Below are 16181 nucleotides of genomic sequence, written 5' to 3'. Positions count from 1 at the left end.
AAAAAATAGTTAGGAGATGTTCCTATGAATTCTAAATCTCGCATTACCGCAATTGGCACTTATGTTCCAAATCAAGTATTGTCTAATAACGATTTAGAAAAGATAGTCCATACGAATAATGAATGGATTGTGCAAAGAACAGGAATGAAGGAAAGAAGAATCGCTGGTGAAGAAGAATACTCCTCTCACTTAGCCATTAAAGCAATCGAAAACTTATGTACAACGTATAAGAAAAGCTTAGAAAATATTGACTGCATTATCGTCGCTACAACAACTGCTGACTATGTCTTTCCTAGCGTTGCTTGTCAAATACAACAACACTTCAATATCCCCCATACACTTGCTTTTGATTTAAACGCTACCTGTGCTGGCTTCACTTATGGGCTACATGTCGGTAACAGCTTAATTACTGCTGGTACCCACCAAAAAGTACTAGTCGTAGCGACTGAAACATTATCTAAAGTAACAGACTACACAGATAGAACGACCTGTATTTTGTTCGGTGATGGTGCTGGAGCTATTTTATTAGAAAAAGACGAAAACAAACCAAGTTTTATCGCTGCTCACATGGGAACAAACGGTGAAGGCGGTATTCATCTGTACAGAACAAATTTATCTACTACTATGAATAGCACGCCACTACAAACAAATGAAAAAATCGTTCAAAATGGAAGAGAAGTATATAAATGGGCCGTACGAACTGTACCACACGGCATAAAAGAACTATTACATACTGCAAATTTGCAAATAGATGATATAGATTGGTTCATACCACATAGCGCTAACCTGCGAATGATTGAATCCATTTGCGAAAAATCAAAAATATCTATTCAAAAAACATTAACGAGTGTGGAATATTTGGGAAATACATCTTCCGTCTCCATTCCACTCGCTTTAGATTTAGCTAGAAAAGAAGGGAAATTAAATAATGGAGATACACTTTTACTGTACGGATTTGGCGGTGGGCTTACGCATTTAGGGCTTATTGTAGAGTGGGATTTAAGTTAAATGTATTAAAAGAGGTTCTAGAAATAACTAGAACCTCTTTTTAATTTCATGAAATTTATTCACCTTTCCGAGACCATATCACAACAGGAATAAGTAATAAGGCTACAGCCCCTCCAGCTAATGATAATGCCGCATAACTTGAATTAGCTACTATCATACCTGACATCGCTCCACCAGAAGCTCCTGCCAACGCAATAAAAGCATCTATCTTCCCTTGTGTTTTTGCACGTGTAGAAGGCTCTGTTGAATCAACGATTTGAGCAGTACCACTTATTAATCCAAGGTTCCATCCTAATCCAAGTAGAGAAAGTGCTACAACTAATAGTATTAAAGAGTCGTTTGGTGCCATCGCAGCTAGTACACCGGCAGCTAGTAATATAACTCCACCAGCTATACTCATCGCTGCTCTGCCAATTTTATCAATAAGAACTCCTGTAACAAGAGATGGTAGATACATTGCCCCTACATGGAATCCAATGACAAGCCCTACTTCACTTAGTCCATGACCATGGTGTCCCATATGTACTGGGGTCATAGTCATAATCGCAACCATAACTACTTGAGTAAGTATCATAACAATTGCTCCAACGGCAATGCCCCGTTTATTTTCTACCATTTCATTTGTTACCGCATGCCCTTTATATGTATGTTCTTGTTTATATTTTTCTATTATGTTAGCAATAATTAATGGATCTGGACGAAGCATAACGAAAAGTATAAGACCCGCAAGCATGAAAGCTGCTGCTGATAAGATGAACGGACCTGCAAGTTCAGGAATTCCAATCGAATGAGCAAAACTCCCCATTACACCTACTAAATTCGGGCCTGCTACCGCACCGAAAGTCGTCATAACCATCGTAATACTAACAGCAGTTGCTCGTTGTTTCTTATCCGCTAAATCCGTACCAGCATAACGAGCTTGTAGATTTGTAGCTGTACCTGCACCATAAATGAGTAAAGAAGCAAGTAAGAGAATAATACTCTTTGTTACAGCTGCCATTACAACTCCAATAGCACCAAGTCCACCTACCATAAAACCTGTTGCAAGTCCTACTCGGCGTCCATATCGTTGCGAAAGCTTTCCTACTATGAAAGCCGCTACCGCAGATCCCAAAGTAAACATAGCAGCCGGTAATCCTGCAAATGCATCCGTTCCAAGCATTTGCTGCGCAAGAAGTGCACCTACTGTAATTCCAGCAGCTAACCCCGCCCCGCCAAACATTTGTGAAATGCTTACGATAATTAACGTTCGTTTATATAATTTTTGTTGCTCTTCTGTTGTATACATACGATTACTTATTAAAGCATCTGCTGTATCTATCATTTCCTCAACCTCCCTATGAAACTAATATCTCTTGTTAATGTACTATAAAACAACAAAATCCCAAAATTTAAAACATTTAAATTTATCCATATTTCGTCACTCCTACATTTTAAATAATTTTTTAAGGTTGCCATTTTTAACACTGCCATTTCTCTCCTATTAGTAAAGCCAAATAATGCTAAGTTTCTTTCGTGAAGAAACTTAGCATTAAAATACAGTATGAGACTACATGATATATGATTTTATACAGATACTGCAGAAAAATCATTGTTTCCAAACGATAATTAAAGTGCGATTTATTATAAATACCATTCCAAGAATAATAGCTAAGGTTGTTTGATCAACAACATATAGAGCAACAGAGGTAACTCCAAACAATATGATTTCCAACATAAACCTATATGGTTCTGGCAATTTCAATGATGCTTTAGGTGCAATGAAAATCCCCCATATTATCGCAAAAAGTAGTGGTGAGCCAATACAAAAAATAAATTTTACATATACACTTTCCCAAAATTGAAAGCCCCAATAACATAGTGATGCAAGAGCACATAATTCTAGAAAAAATCGAATCGCTAAATTTATAGGTTTTATAAACATTTAAAGAACACTCCTTTGAAAAATATGTTTAAAATCCTATGAAAATAATATTATGCATCCTTTATTTGAACTTGATACGTGCCCATTCATTACATGTAAAAAAACAATTATACAACTTATTAATACTATTCAATTTATCTTTCTAAAATTCGAAAACGTGATTTTGACGGATAATGAATGAAAGCAAATACTTAATGACAGTGATACATATGCCGATAGGAACAAAGTAAAGAACCCCACAGTTTACGTTTCGCCCATTACCGAGGAGTTCCCAAAATAACTCTATACTATTTTTTTGACTGCTAACTTCCCATAATTAAAATACAATTCATATTTAGCCTATTTCCCTTACAATTCCCCTACTACCCTTTTCCCCTTTTCTCTTACTGAAAGCTTTTCCTTCCCAAAATAACAAACTTACTAAAGCACAAACTAAAATAATTGGCACACTCGCTTTATATAAATCAGTAAAACTCGTGGCCATCTGATTCTGAGCATAATGATTCACATCATTTGAAAGTACGACTATTTCTTTCTTTATATTCTCCTCTTGTTTTTCAACTTCTTTTGTTACTTGACTCGTAATTTCTTCTCTTTTTATATCTCTATATTCTACTGGAACTCCAATTAATACCTCATCCACTTTTTGGTGAATTAATTCGTCTTTTTTCTCTTTACTTAACCCCACCATTGTTTCATTTTGTTTCTTTTCTACATTTGTTTCTATACTTTGATTCTCTATTTTTTCTTTTGTTACTTGTAATATCTCGGCTTGCTGAGCACTATCCACATGAATATTACGTACTTTTTCTTCCGCATAATGATATACATTCTCTTTATTTATAGATAAATTGTGAGTTAAGTTAGATACGAATATCGCTACCGCTAAGACAATACCTACTTGCCGTAACATCGATACGACACTTTGAGAAGCTGTTAATAACTCTCCTTCAAATGAAGATGCGCTTAAAACTGTAATTGGTCCCACTACTAAACCATATCCAACACCTAATATCATACATGGAATAATAATTTCGATATTTGTTGAATTTACTCCAATCATCTGTAGCCAATAATACGCTAGGCTCATAACAAGAAACCCTGACAAAATAATAGTTATTTTTCCAAGTTTTCTCATTAATAGTGAAGCAAATGGTGAAACAAGAAATATCATCGCTGAAATAGGTGTCACCAGAAAGGCAGCTTCAATTTCCGTTCGGTGCTGTATTTTTGTCAAAAAAGTTGGAAGCAATACAGTAACGCCAATTAAAAATAAATTACTTAATACAACAACAATAGATGCTCCTACAAACATCCTATCTTTAAATAGTTTTAAGTTCACCATCGGATTATGAATCTTTCTTTCGACTAAAACAAATAGAACAAGAGAAATAATACTAATTATATAACAATACCAAGCAATATTACTTTGCCATCCCCACGCATTCCCTTTCACTAATACGAGAGTAAAAGAGAAAATTGCTGAACTACTTAATATAAGTCCAATCCAATCAACTTTCGAGATAATACGTTCTTCATTTTTTATTTGTAGCATAATGCAGCATAAAATAATTCCAATAATACAAATTGGAACATTGACGAAGAACACCCATCTCCATCCTAAATTTTGCGTAATAACCCCGCCTATTACTGGACCAATTGCAGCTGACAACCCCTGTGTTACTCCTAAAATGCCAAGTGCAACATGCCTCTTTGCTAAAGGCATAGCTGATACACCAATTACCATACTTGTCGGAAATAAAATTGCTGCTCCAACACTTTGTATAAAACGAGAAAAAATGAGGAAGTCACCTGTATTTGCAAAAGCACAAAGCACTGAGCCGCCACCAAATATTACTAGACCGAGAATATACATCTTTGCTTTCCCAAAAATATCAGCTATTCGCCCTAGTGGAATTGCAAGTACTGCAATCGTCATTGTATAAATATTTAATACCCAAGACATTTTTTCTAATGAAGTATTCACACTTGATTGTATAGCTGGTAAGGCTATATTCATAATCGTCGTATCAATCATACAAAGAAAAATACCTAAGCACATTAAAAAAACAATCTTAATACCTTTTGATTGCTCCATGTTTATTTACCCCTTTATTTATTGTGAACGTGTTTTTCATTCTTCTATTTTATTGTTTTCTTTCGCTTCTAACTGCTCTAATTTTCTCTTCAACGTCTCTACTTGCGCACTATACGATGCGATACCTACATCGAGTGAAATTTCCTCGACAAAAGTAATACCTTCTCTCCACTTTTCATATTTCAAACGAAGATCTGCAATGTACGCTTCTTTCCTCTCAATTTCGTCTTCAATCCATTGTTTTATCGTCGCACCATCACTATAATTACCAAAATACATCCTCATTAAAAAATCTGAACGTAAAACATCTTTCTCTACATCCATTTGCATGTATTGATAAAATTCTTCACGCCCTTCATCTGTAATAAAGTACATTTTCTTATTCGGTTTCCCTTCTTGCATAACAACCTCTTTTTTTATTTTCCCCTCTTTTTCCAATTGTCTTAAAGTTGGATAAATCATTCCAAAGCTTCCATCAAAAAAGTGAGTAAATACATCTTCAAACACAATTTTAATATCATAACCAGACAATTCTTTTTCCATCAATAAACCTAAAACAACATCTCTTCCCTTCAAAATAAGACCCCCACATAGTATATAATCAATAATCATATTAACATTGTTAATATGATTATTGATTATATACCTTATTCTGTAAATTGTAAAATGTTTCTAACTAAAAAAGCTGTCCTGTAATTTTGTTTTACCAAATTACAAGACAGCTTCCCTTCATATTTCCTATACAAACCTTTTTACTATTTAACCCCTGCATCTTGCATAGACTCATTTTTCTCTTTCTTACCTTCTTTTATTTCATAATAATAAGAAGGTAATTCTATATTATGTTCTAAAAAATGATCCTCAATTAATGAAATAAGTTCTTTCAATGTTTTCAAACGAGCGTATAATTTATCATTACTCGCAATAATATTCCATTTAGCATTCGGCTTATTTGTTTCTTCAAACATGTCTTCCATTGCTTCGACATACTCATCCCATTTTTCACGATTTCGCCAGTCTTCATCTGTAATTTTCCATCTTTTAAGAGGATTGTTCTCTCTTTCTTTAAATCGTTTCAACTGTTCGTCTTTACTAATGTGATAGAAAAACTTTCCTATTATGTAATGATCATCTGTTAATAGCTTCTCGAAATCATTAATTTCACCATATGCCCTCGTCCACTCTTCTTTTGTGGCGAACCCTTCAACACGTTCAACTAATACACGACCATACCATGAACGGTCGAATATAGTAATTTGCCCATATTGAGGAATTTTCCGCCAGAAACGTTGCAAATAATGATACCGTTTTTCATGAGGAGCAGGCGCCCCAATTGGATTTACTTGGAATCCACGCGGATCAAGATGCTCAGTTACTCGCTTAATCGCTCCGCCTTTACCTGCTGCATCCCAACCTTCCATAACAAGCATAACAGCTATTTTCTCTTCTTTTAAAATTTGCTGTAGTGCCAATAAGCGCATTTGATATTTTTCGAGTTTCTTATTGTACTTAGATTTGGAGTCCACACTTTTCGTTAAATCTACTTTAGCAAGATGCTCTTTTTCCATAAAACAAATCCCCCTTATTATATGACAATGTTATTTCAACATATTTATTGGGAATTTTTTCATATTCTTATTCCTTTTGACTAACGCTCGTACCTCTCCACCTGCATCTATCCTTTGGAGGTTAGACTCTTCTTTATATTAATAAATTAATCCCACTGATATGCTTTTTAGCATCCTTTAGCAAGCATTTATTATTAATCACAAAAACAAAACAAGGAAATTATGCCGAAAAACCTCTACCGCATACCATGGATTGAGTTCCAATAAAACACCAGAAATAAATATATACAAAAATAACAGTTGTAGAAAAATACCGCTTCCCATACTTGCTAGTTCCTTCAATATACCCTCCCTCTAAATAGCATGGTATATTATCTCAAAAAGAGAAGATAATAACAAATAAATCCATTAAAGAATGGGAGCTCTCAAAACATGAAACGAAAAATAGTAACTCTCTTTACGCTTATATGTTTAGCACTCCCGATGCAAGCTAGTGCCTATACATTTCAGTCGCTACCAATTGCATCAAAGTCTAAACAATGGTATATCGAAATTGACAAATCTCATAACTCAAACAAGCAAGCGATACAACCAAAACAAGGTGTATATGATACGTATAGTTTACTCGTAAAAAACATCGGTAATGATGTATCGAATGTATCTGTGGAAATACTTGATAACACTCCTACATCTAAAGCTACCTTTAAACCTACTACATCAAATTCGAACGTTTCAAAAAGTCATACGAGCTTTGACTACATGGTATTCCCATTAGACTTTAATAGCCATAATTTTGAAGTCGTTATTACTTGGGAAGAAACGACTTTCTCTTACAACGGTCATCCGGTAAATGAGAGTAAAAAAATGAAACAAACATTTGTATTTAATGAAGACTAAGTCCTAATTAGATTAGGGCTTAGTCTTTATTTACAAAGCCAGATTGAATCGCTTCAGTCAATTCTTTTGCAATATCCATTTTCGTAGCATCCACACAAATTTTTTAGCCCAAATATGTACGGAAGGCTCTTCATTAGACAAATGCTTAATTAAGATGAATCGATTATATGCCATATCTCCTTTTAGCCTACATAATCAATCGAACCGCCGAATACTTGGTACAGACAATGCCAATACAATTGTTACGATTACTAAAATGGCTAGCGTTATAATTGTTACCTCGCCGCCTATTACAGTAGCTAACCAGCCTACGACCACATACCCTAATGGTAATAAAGCGAAAGATCCTAACATATCAAGGCTCGCTACTCTGCCAAATGCTTCTTCTGGTACAAGCTCTTGCAAACTCGTTTCCCAAATGAGCCCAAATATCATCATACCGAACCCTTCAATTGCCATTAAAGCTATTAAAGCAGGTGCCCAAGTAATGAAAGGCATAATTAAAAGTGCCAATCCGCTTATTAAAACACCACCATAAGCAAGTAGTCCTCTCTTATGCCACTGCTGCTTCCCACCAAAAATTAGTGCTGCAATTACAGCTCCAGCACCAGAAGAAGCCATACCCAAGCCATACACGTAAGCTTCAAAATGATGATGAACATTAAACAACCATGGAATTAATACAACTATAATTCCTGCATAACAAATATTAACGAATGAAAAAACTAAAATTGTAATCCATAACCATGGATGACTTTTTAGAACGAGGAAACCTTCCATAAAATCCTTTTTATAATTCACTTTATTCTTTTCTAGTTTCTGTACTTTATTAAACTTTATTTCTTTTAAAAATAATAAACATAAAAATGATAGCAAGTACGTTACTGCATCCAATCCAAACCCTATTCCAGCAGATGTAACTGAAACGATTAATCCTCCAAGAGCTGGTCCGATTAGTCGTATACCTTGATTACTCATTTGCGTTAATGCGTTAGCTGCATTTCGAATTTCCGGTACAAATACTTTCGCTCTTACAGCTGAATACGCCGGCTGAAATATACCTTCCATAAGTCCATATAATGCAACGAGTACATATAATAGCGTAATCGTTAACAAATCCATAAATATAAGTGTTGCAAGTAATAGCATTAATATACAGCGGATTATATCTGTAAATAACATTAATTTCACCCGGTCAATCCGATCCACGACTAATCCAGCAAACGGTAACGCAAGAATATTAGGAAGCATGTACATTGCCATAGTCATTCCCATTACAACTGTTGAACCAGTTAATGAATAAACAACGACAGGAAGAATCACCATCGTTATTGAACTACCCAAGGTCGAGAGTAATTGTCCAATCCATAAAAACTTAAAGTGTGGTGATACTTTAGCTGGTAATAATAATTTTCCTACATAACCTAAACTTTTTTCCTTTTGTATTTCACCTTGCATGTCTCTCACCTCTTTTCAAAAGACCTTAATCTCTAAAATTAAATACTGAAAATTCGTTCTTCATTGATTTTAATTATATATGAAACTATTTACTTCTTGGTAAAAATATCAAAAACATAAAGGAGAACATCATAATGATTCTATCGCTCTTACATAATATGGAGTATCACGTGATGAATATAAATAAAAAAGGTGTTTTCATATATGAAAACACCTTTCCACTTTATAATTTTAAATTCTTCTTCAATGTCCAATATTTTTCCGGAGCATTTTCAAGTGAGAATTCTACCCAGCCATTTGGATCTTCACGATATACATTTACTTTTGTACCATTTTCTAATTTTCCAACTTCATTTTGTGTAACATTCGGTACACTCTTAATTGGGTTGTTAAACGGGAATGGAACTTGATAGTAAGATCCTACCGATTGAACAGTAGCTGTTGCATCTTTTGCATAATCTTTATATGGAATTGCTTCACTTAATACCTCTACATTTAATGTATTAGGATTTTTCGGTAGGCGTTTTGCATTTTGATAATCTGCCTTATTAAAAGGTTTAATACGCTCCATAATATTAGCGATTTTGCCAGCCCATTCTTTATCAGTTGAGTACATAACGTTCATTGCAGGTAATGTGTAACCATTAAAATACCTAGCACCTTGTTCTAAATAGTTCTTTCTTACATAATCAGCATTGTATGAAATACTTAATCCGTAAGACGGTAAATATTTTGCATGTGCGAATGGATCCCAATCATACGCTCTTAATCCAAATAAGTTATGTTTACGATATGCAATTTCTGATTTCCCGTATCCAGATTCTAAGATTGCATGTGCTGCTAAATATAAAGCGTTCACGCCATATTCATTTTGCGCTTTAATAAAATCTTGTCCGGTTCCAACAAGTGGACTGTCTGAATGATACTTTCCAATGAAATTATCAATCTCTTGTGCCTTTACGTTAGATGGTAATGTTACATCTAGATTAATATATGATGGTTGTTCAACCGGAATATCGTTTTTCACTTGCATTGCTTTATATAAAAGTTGTGCATAACTTTCACGCGTTAATACACCTGATGGATCAAATCCGCCAAAATTATTCCCTGCTGCTACACCATTAGATTGCAAAGCACTAATTGCATCTTTCGCCCAAGGAGTTGTATCTACATCATTAAATGTGTGTGGTGCTTTCACTTCTAATTTAAATGCTTTTTGCAAAATAACAGCCATTTCAGCACGAGTTAGAGAATCTTTCGGTCTAAACGTCCCTTTGCCATCACCTACAAAAATCCCCATATCCGTTAAAGTCAAAATTTCTTTTTGGAACATTGTTGTTCCTGCACTAATATCAGAGTATGGATTTTTATACTCGCTTTTCGCTTCTGGTTTTAATGCACGATACATTAATGCTGCCACTTGTTCACGAGTTACAACATCACCAAATCCAAACTTACCATTATCATACCCTGCAATAATATCTTTTGACGTTAAATTTGTAATTGCTTCATATGACCAATGCCCTTTCGGAACATCAGGAAATTCTTTTTCAGCTGCAAATGCAGCTGCTGGAGCCATCACTACTTGAAGTGCGACTGTCGCTGCTAACACATTAGTAATAACTTTTTTCATAATTTTTTAACACGTTATGTATATGCTTGTCCCGTGTTAACTTGCCTCCCTTTATAATAAAATTTTCCCTATCAAACTAACAAACTCTTAATTAGTCAACAGTAAAAGTATACGTGATAAAAATAAACTAATCTACCATTATTTTATTTATAATCAGCATAATACAATATATCTTTTTATTCCGATACAAAATTACATAAATTTATATAAAAAGCCCATCTCTATATAGACGATGGGCTTAGCAATCGATGATTTTTATTTAGCTAAACGATACTTTGAAACATTGAAACCTTTCCACTCATAATAATCTAAAATACCAGCATAAATTGCCTCTGTAGCGATTTGTCTTCCTGATTCTGAAGCCAACTTCTCATAATCTGCACTATTATCTAAAAATGCTAGTTCAGTTAATACTGCAGGCATCTCATTTTCTCTTATTACATAAAGGTCTTCTTTCACACCACAATCTCTTGTATCTAGAGCTTAAACTAGTCGTTTTTGTATTTTTTCTGCTAACATACGACTATCTTTTTCATGTTCAATTATTATTGTATATTTTGGAATATAAAATTATATTTAAACTGTAAAAAGCTTGGACATCTCTCCAAGCTTTTCTTATTTCTTCTCTATTTTCTTAATCTCATAATGAATCTCTAAAAACTCAATTCCGAATATCCACATTCTATGGTGAGCTTTTAGCATTAGATCCCCGTCATCTTTAATAATAAAAGTTTCTGCTAATGGTAAACGTAGTGTAAAGAAACGAGTATGTAAGTAAATCCCTTCATCTCCCTTGCCACTATTTCTTAGCTTACTAGTAATAATTAAGCGGTTAGCATCATTGTACAATTTCAAAATACCAGTCATATTCGAATATGGTAAAGGCAATGCGATATTCATGTATGTCTCTTTCTCGTGTGTATGTGTTGAATAAAGAGCTACAAAAATAGACTCTCCTGCTTCATTTTTTCTTAGCCAAGCTCTTACGTTTTCTCTTCCATCACTTTCATCTTTTACACTAACGATAGAGCCTTTCATCTTTTCCCACTTACCGCCCATCCCTAAATGAATTTGCGCTACACGCTTACTCATTTTTTCATAACAAAATGCAAATGGACGGCACCAACGTGCCCAGTTAATATTCGCTTGCAACTGATACTCCCTCGTATTCTCATAAAAATGAATAATACTTAAAGGAACCTTCATTCCATCAAATGTGTCACTATGAAAATCATTCATTTTATCAACTAGACCACTGTATCGCTTGCTATCTACTACGCTTTGATTATGTAAAAAACTCTCTCCAACTGTAGAATCCCCTCTTAATTGGCTCATTGGTTTCCCATAGTACTTATAATTCGGAGTACTCTTTTCAATCATCCAACCGAGAAAAGCCGGTAATGCAACTCCAACTCCATTTACAACACCGTGAATCCAAACCATTTGTGCAATTGTAATCGTCATTACTTGTTTGAAATTCCCATATGAATATACAAGTGAAAACATAATTGTTACCATAAGCGTACTAGATGAAATAGTAAGGAGAACCTTTGCACTTATTACATTGAATTTCGCTTTCCAAACGTAAATCCCATATCCATAAATGGCGCATAAATATATGAACACTGCAAAGAATTCAAATACCCTCGAATACGTAATTCCTATCGCAACTGTCATAGGAGAAACAACGATGATAAACATAATAACGTCATATAATTTACTTCTCTTTTCTCTTTTCCTTCCAAGTAAACCAGCCGATAACGGCAATAAAAATGCCGAGTAATGAAAATGTGCAGCTGTGAGTAATACTATGTCAGAACTAAAGTGCATAATTGGAAGTTTCGCTACAGAAGCAAAGAACCAAGAACCTCCTAAAAACAAATAAATAAACGCACTATCAATAGCTGTTTCTTCTATAGGTTTCCATCCTCTTTCTAACAATCTACTTACTCCAAATAATGCAATAATCCCTGTATACATAAACCAAAAGAACGCAAAGATGAAATGATTTGTTATGAAAGCTAGCATCGCACTAACTGCAGCAATCGGATATAAAAACGATACAAATTTATAAATTAATACATACGATCTATTTCTTGTTTTTTTATCAATAATACAAAATGACATCGGTATGAATAACAAAATAGATAATAGTATAATTGCTTCAACAGGATTTAAATTCGACCACTCGCCTATTAGAAATATAATATAACAAGCAAGTCCAATTATTATATTCGTCATTTCATTTATTTCCTTTCCACAAATGTTCCCTTATATGAAAATAGTGAACCAATTAACGAATTTCGTACTTGTACATGAATTCGAAAACATTGTAGTGCGTCATCATAGCTTTCAATAATTTTTGCCTCTCCGTATAAAAATTTTGGTAACGGAATTTTTCTTCCAAACATAAAAAACCATTGCTTCTTTGAAGAAATATGCATTGCCCCCGCCTCATCAATATGAAAATTCAATGTAGAAACAAGTAAATGTGGTTCACCAAAATAATCTACAATTTCTTTTCCCTCCTCATCCAACTGCATAACGGCGTTAAAATATCTTTTCTTATTATGAAAATAAAAAGTACGATTCCACCGTACAAATTCATTTCCATGTTCATCCTGCTCAGCGGTATTATGTATCGTAAATGGAACTTTCTCTCCCCGCTCTGAGAAAAACATTCGAAACTTCGATGCAACTTTTAATATCAATTTAACGAAAAAAGAGCCTCCGTAAATTTCATCCATTTCCCCTTCCCCTATAAAACTATTTTCTTCTGTAATCGCATAGCGTTTCTGTAATTTTGGATGAAGTTTTTTATAGACATTCCCTAATAACCATTCATAAATATTAACCATACATTTATCCCTTTCTCTTCCTCTTACAATTTTTTGCGCTTGGTAAATCGCTACTATTCATATAACCGACAATCGATAATCCCATTAAAAGAAAATTCAATGTAATTGGATTAAATGGTTGCGTAAAACTAGCGATATTCGTAGATCCTGCCGCTAATGTTAAGACTATCAACAATATAATATGCAATATAAATAGTTTTCGTTTTTGAAGTGGGAATATCCATATAACACCAAAAATAATTTCTAATAACCCAATTATTTTAAGAGCAAAAATACTATTTTCAGTTGAACCAATAAGTATAGAAAGCATCTTCACTTCTTCTGGATGCATAAAAATCATTTTCGGTACCATTCCTTGATATAACCATACGAAAGCAAATAAAAAACAAACAAGCCAATACGTCATCGTTCTTCTAATTAACATACTAGGATGAAGGCCTTTTTCCAACCATAATTTGAGGGCATCAAAACTCCATGCAGTTACCCAACCTAATAACGGACGAAAAATATATAAATCTATCAAATTTCCTATACGACCAAATCTCGTATCATAATCATACTGTGTTTCAAAATGAATATGTTCTCCATTCGGTGTATACTTCCAATAACCACGCCCTACTTGTATAAGTGATAGCTTATTGTCTGTCCAAAATTTTAAAGAAGAAATACGTTCTCCAGTTTCTTTTCTTATTTCACCTATCGATTCCCCTTCTCCAGCTATTTCAAGGCCAAAACCAATCTTTGTTTTATATAAAAACTTCTGTGGTTCTCCTTCTTTTTTCTCTAAATACGAAATTTCAGTAAAACGAGCATCCCACTCTGTATGTATGTCTGGTTGCTGCGTATATTCCCATAATTTCTCCATTGTTGTTTTCATTTCTGTCGCAACATAAATAGGCTTTTTCCTTTTCATTCTCCCACCTCCTATGTACTATATTTTTAATGTACAGGCAATGAATTAATTTTGCTACATTTTTCACAAACTAGTTCAATAAAAAGAAAGAATTTTTAAAAAATATATAAAACACTTGATTCCCTGAAAAATTTAAATTATTATAAAACAAATGTTACCAACAACTTTATAATTCAAACACTCTCGCCTAAAACGTGAGATAGAGGTTGCAATGCTTATGAGTATTCTAAAGGAGACACAGAGATGTCTATGAGTTTAGAAGAAAGGAAGTGTTGCCGAAATTGATAAATTTCTCTGCATTTATCGATTGGGGCTGTTTTCGAATAGAAACAGAACTGTCATATGTACAGACGTGTACATATGAAGAGCTATCTACAAAAAAGAGATATCATTTTTATGATATTCCTTTTTTGGCGGTTTTTTTATTAGCTCCGTTTTCTGTTTCCCTTTTCCTGTAACAGCACCATCCTCACTTATTTGAGGTGGTGTTTTTTGTTTGTCTTTCTGGTAACTACAGGGATATTGGGATTTGTATATGTCCTAACCTATTCTTAAAAATGGACGAAAGAAGGAATTCGTAATGGAAACAATTGTTCAAAAATTTGGTGGTACTTCTGTCGGAAGTATTGAACGTATTCAACATGTAGCAAATTTAATTATTGAAGAATATAAACGAGGTCATAGCGTTGTATCTGTCGTTTCAGCAATGGGGAAAAATACAGATGAACTTGTAGCACTCGCCAATGCTATTACGGAAAGTCCAAGTAAACGTGAAATGGATATGCTTCTATCTACAGGAGAACAAGTAACCATTTCTTTATTAACAATGGCACTACAAACAAAAGGTTATAACGCAATTTCATTAACAGGATGGCAAGCTGGTATTACGACAGAATCTGTACATAGTAGTGCACGGATTACTGACATTAACACTGAGCGTATTCAGTCCTATCTTACTGAAGGTACGATTGTTATAGTCGCTGGTTTCCAAGGAATCAGTGAAGAAAATGAAATTACAACTCTTGGTCGCGGTGGTTCCGATACAACTGCTGTCGCATTAGCCGCTTCACTAAAAGCAAAAAAATGTGATATTTATACGGACGTGACAGGCGTGTACACGACTGACCCACGCGTAGTACAAGATGCTTATAAATTAGATGAAATTTCTTATGACGAAATGTTAGAGCTCGCAAACCTCGGCGCTGGCGTATTACACCCACGCGCTGTTGAATTTGCTAAAAATCATAACGTAGTTTTAGAAGTACGCTCAAGTATGGAACAAGAAAACGGAACAATTGTAAAAGGAGAATGTAACATGGAACAACAATCAATCGTAAAAGGTATTGCATTTGAAGATAATATTACACGCGTCACAATCAAAGGATTAGAACAAGGTTCCCTTTCAACTGTTTTCTCTACATTAGCAGCAGCACATATTAATGTAGATATTATTATTCAAAGCATTACAAATGAAGGAACTGTTCACCTCTCCTTCTCAATCCATTCTAATGATTTAAGAGAAACATTAGAGGTGTTAGAACAAAATCAAGAAACACTTAACTATGAATCTGTAGAATATGAAAATCATTTAGCAAAAGTATCAATTGTAGGATCTGGTATGGTATCTAACCCAGGTGTTGCTGCGAATATGTTCACTACTTTAAAAGAAGCAGGTATTCATATTAAAATGGTAAGTACATCTGAAATTAAAGTATCGGTTGTCATTGACCGAATTCACTTAGTAGATGGTGTTGAAGCGCTTCATCAATCATTTATGGCGAAAATTGAGCCTTTAGTGCAAATGGGCTAATTTAATATTTTTCA

Annotated in this window: 13 protein-coding genes, 2 pseudogenes and 1 riboswitch; of the genes and pseudogenes, 3 read left to right on the top strand and 12 right to left on the bottom strand. The window is 34.2% G+C overall.

Translation table 11 applies throughout. The annotated features are described in order from the left end of the window. Positions 1 to 24: 24 nt before the first annotated feature. Positions 25 to 1008 (top strand): ketoacyl-ACP synthase III, encoded by a 984-nt coding sequence (locus MR109_RS09850; protein WP_178940282.1) that lies wholly within the window; start codon positions 25 to 27, stop codon positions 1006 to 1008. Positions 1009 to 1063: 55 nt separating this feature from the next. Here the strand turns inward: MR109_RS09850 and MR109_RS09845 are convergent, their stop codons facing one another. The 6 genes and pseudogenes from MR109_RS09845 to MR109_RS09820 all read right to left on the bottom strand — a co-directional run. Beyond that, positions 1064 to 2332, bottom strand: a complete 1269-nt coding sequence (locus tag MR109_RS09845) for an MFS transporter (RefSeq protein WP_242271922.1) — start codon at positions 2330 to 2332, stop codon at positions 1064 to 1066. A 264-nt stretch (positions 2333 to 2596) separates the two neighbouring features. Beyond that, positions 2597 to 2932, bottom strand: coding sequence for a YrdB family protein (locus tag MR109_RS09840; protein ID WP_242271921.1), 336 nt, complete (start codon positions 2930 to 2932; stop codon positions 2597 to 2599). A 334-nt stretch (positions 2933 to 3266) separates the two neighbouring features. Further along, the gene (locus tag MR109_RS09835; protein WP_242271920.1) at positions 3267 to 5030 is read right to left on the bottom strand and encodes an MFS transporter; all 1764 of its coding nucleotides are present in this window, start codon (positions 5028 to 5030) and stop codon (positions 3267 to 3269) included. A 36-nt stretch (positions 5031 to 5066) separates the two neighbouring features. After that, positions 5067 to 5606 (bottom strand): PadR family transcriptional regulator, encoded by a 540-nt coding sequence (locus MR109_RS09830; protein ID WP_242271919.1) that lies wholly within the window; start codon positions 5604 to 5606, stop codon positions 5067 to 5069. Positions 5607 to 5785: 179 nt separating this feature from the next. Further along, positions 5786 to 6598 (bottom strand): polyphosphate kinase 2 family protein, encoded by an 813-nt coding sequence (locus MR109_RS09825; protein WP_242271918.1) that lies wholly within the window; start codon positions 6596 to 6598, stop codon positions 5786 to 5788. Positions 6599 to 6826: 228 nt separating this feature from the next. Continuing rightward, a pseudogene (locus MR109_RS09820) lies at positions 6827 to 6940 on the bottom strand (alpha/beta hydrolase); the annotation flags it as partial. Positions 6941 to 7030: 90 nt separating this feature from the next. Here MR109_RS09820 and MR109_RS09815 point away from each other — a divergent pair. Beyond that, positions 7031 to 7495 (top strand): hypothetical protein, encoded by a 465-nt coding sequence (locus MR109_RS09815; RefSeq protein ID WP_242271916.1) that lies wholly within the window; start codon positions 7031 to 7033, stop codon positions 7493 to 7495. A gap of 195 nt (positions 7496 to 7690) precedes the next feature. Here the strand turns inward: MR109_RS09815 and MR109_RS09810 are convergent, their stop codons facing one another. The 6 genes and pseudogenes from MR109_RS09810 to MR109_RS09785 all read right to left on the bottom strand — a co-directional run bounded on the left by MR109_RS09810 (position 7691) and on the right by MR109_RS09785 (position 14357). Further along, on the bottom strand, positions 7691 to 8953 hold the full coding sequence (locus MR109_RS09810) for an MFS transporter (protein ID WP_242271914.1): 1263 nt from the start codon (positions 8951 to 8953) through the stop codon (positions 7691 to 7693). 223 nt (positions 8954 to 9176) lie between these two features. Continuing rightward, on the bottom strand, positions 9177 to 10586 hold the full coding sequence (locus MR109_RS09805; protein ID WP_002171340.1) for an S-layer homology domain-containing protein: 1410 nt from the start codon (positions 10584 to 10586) through the stop codon (positions 9177 to 9179). Positions 10587 to 10841: 255 nt separating this feature from the next. Continuing rightward, a pseudogene (locus tag MR109_RS09800) lies at positions 10842 to 11123 on the bottom strand (N-acetylmuramoyl-L-alanine amidase family protein); the annotation flags it as partial. A gap of 78 nt (positions 11124 to 11201) precedes the next feature. Continuing rightward, the gene (locus tag MR109_RS09795; protein WP_242271912.1) at positions 11202 to 12827 is read right to left on the bottom strand and encodes a YndJ family protein; all 1626 of its coding nucleotides are present in this window, start codon (positions 12825 to 12827) and stop codon (positions 11202 to 11204) included. A 5-nt stretch (positions 12828 to 12832) separates the two neighbouring features. Next, entirely contained in the window at positions 12833 to 13444 is a 612-nt protein-coding gene (locus MR109_RS09790) for a DUF4166 domain-containing protein (RefSeq protein WP_242271910.1), read from the bottom strand. A 4-nt stretch (positions 13445 to 13448) separates the two neighbouring features. Next, positions 13449 to 14357 carry a DoxX-like family protein gene (locus MR109_RS09785; RefSeq protein ID WP_242271907.1) on the bottom strand — a complete coding sequence of 303 codons (909 nt, stop codon included), beginning with the start codon at positions 14355 to 14357 and terminating at the stop codon, positions 13449 to 13451. A gap of 192 nt (positions 14358 to 14549) precedes the next feature. Beyond that, positions 14550 to 14736: riboswitch (Lysine riboswitch) on the top strand. Between the two features lie 201 nt (positions 14737 to 14937). On the opposite strand from MR109_RS09785, the gene MR109_RS09780 reads away from it, so the two are divergent. Continuing rightward, entirely contained in the window at positions 14938 to 16167 is a 1230-nt protein-coding gene (locus MR109_RS09780) for an aspartate kinase (protein WP_242271905.1), read from the top strand. Positions 16168 to 16181 lie beyond the last annotated feature (14 nt).

This window comes from Bacillus cereus group sp. BfR-BA-01310, from assembly GCF_022664325.1.
Taxonomy (GTDB): Bacteria; Bacillota; Bacilli; order Bacillales; family Bacillaceae_G; genus Bacillus_A; species Bacillus_A paramycoides.
This window is presented reverse-complemented; position numbering and strand designations above follow the sequence as displayed.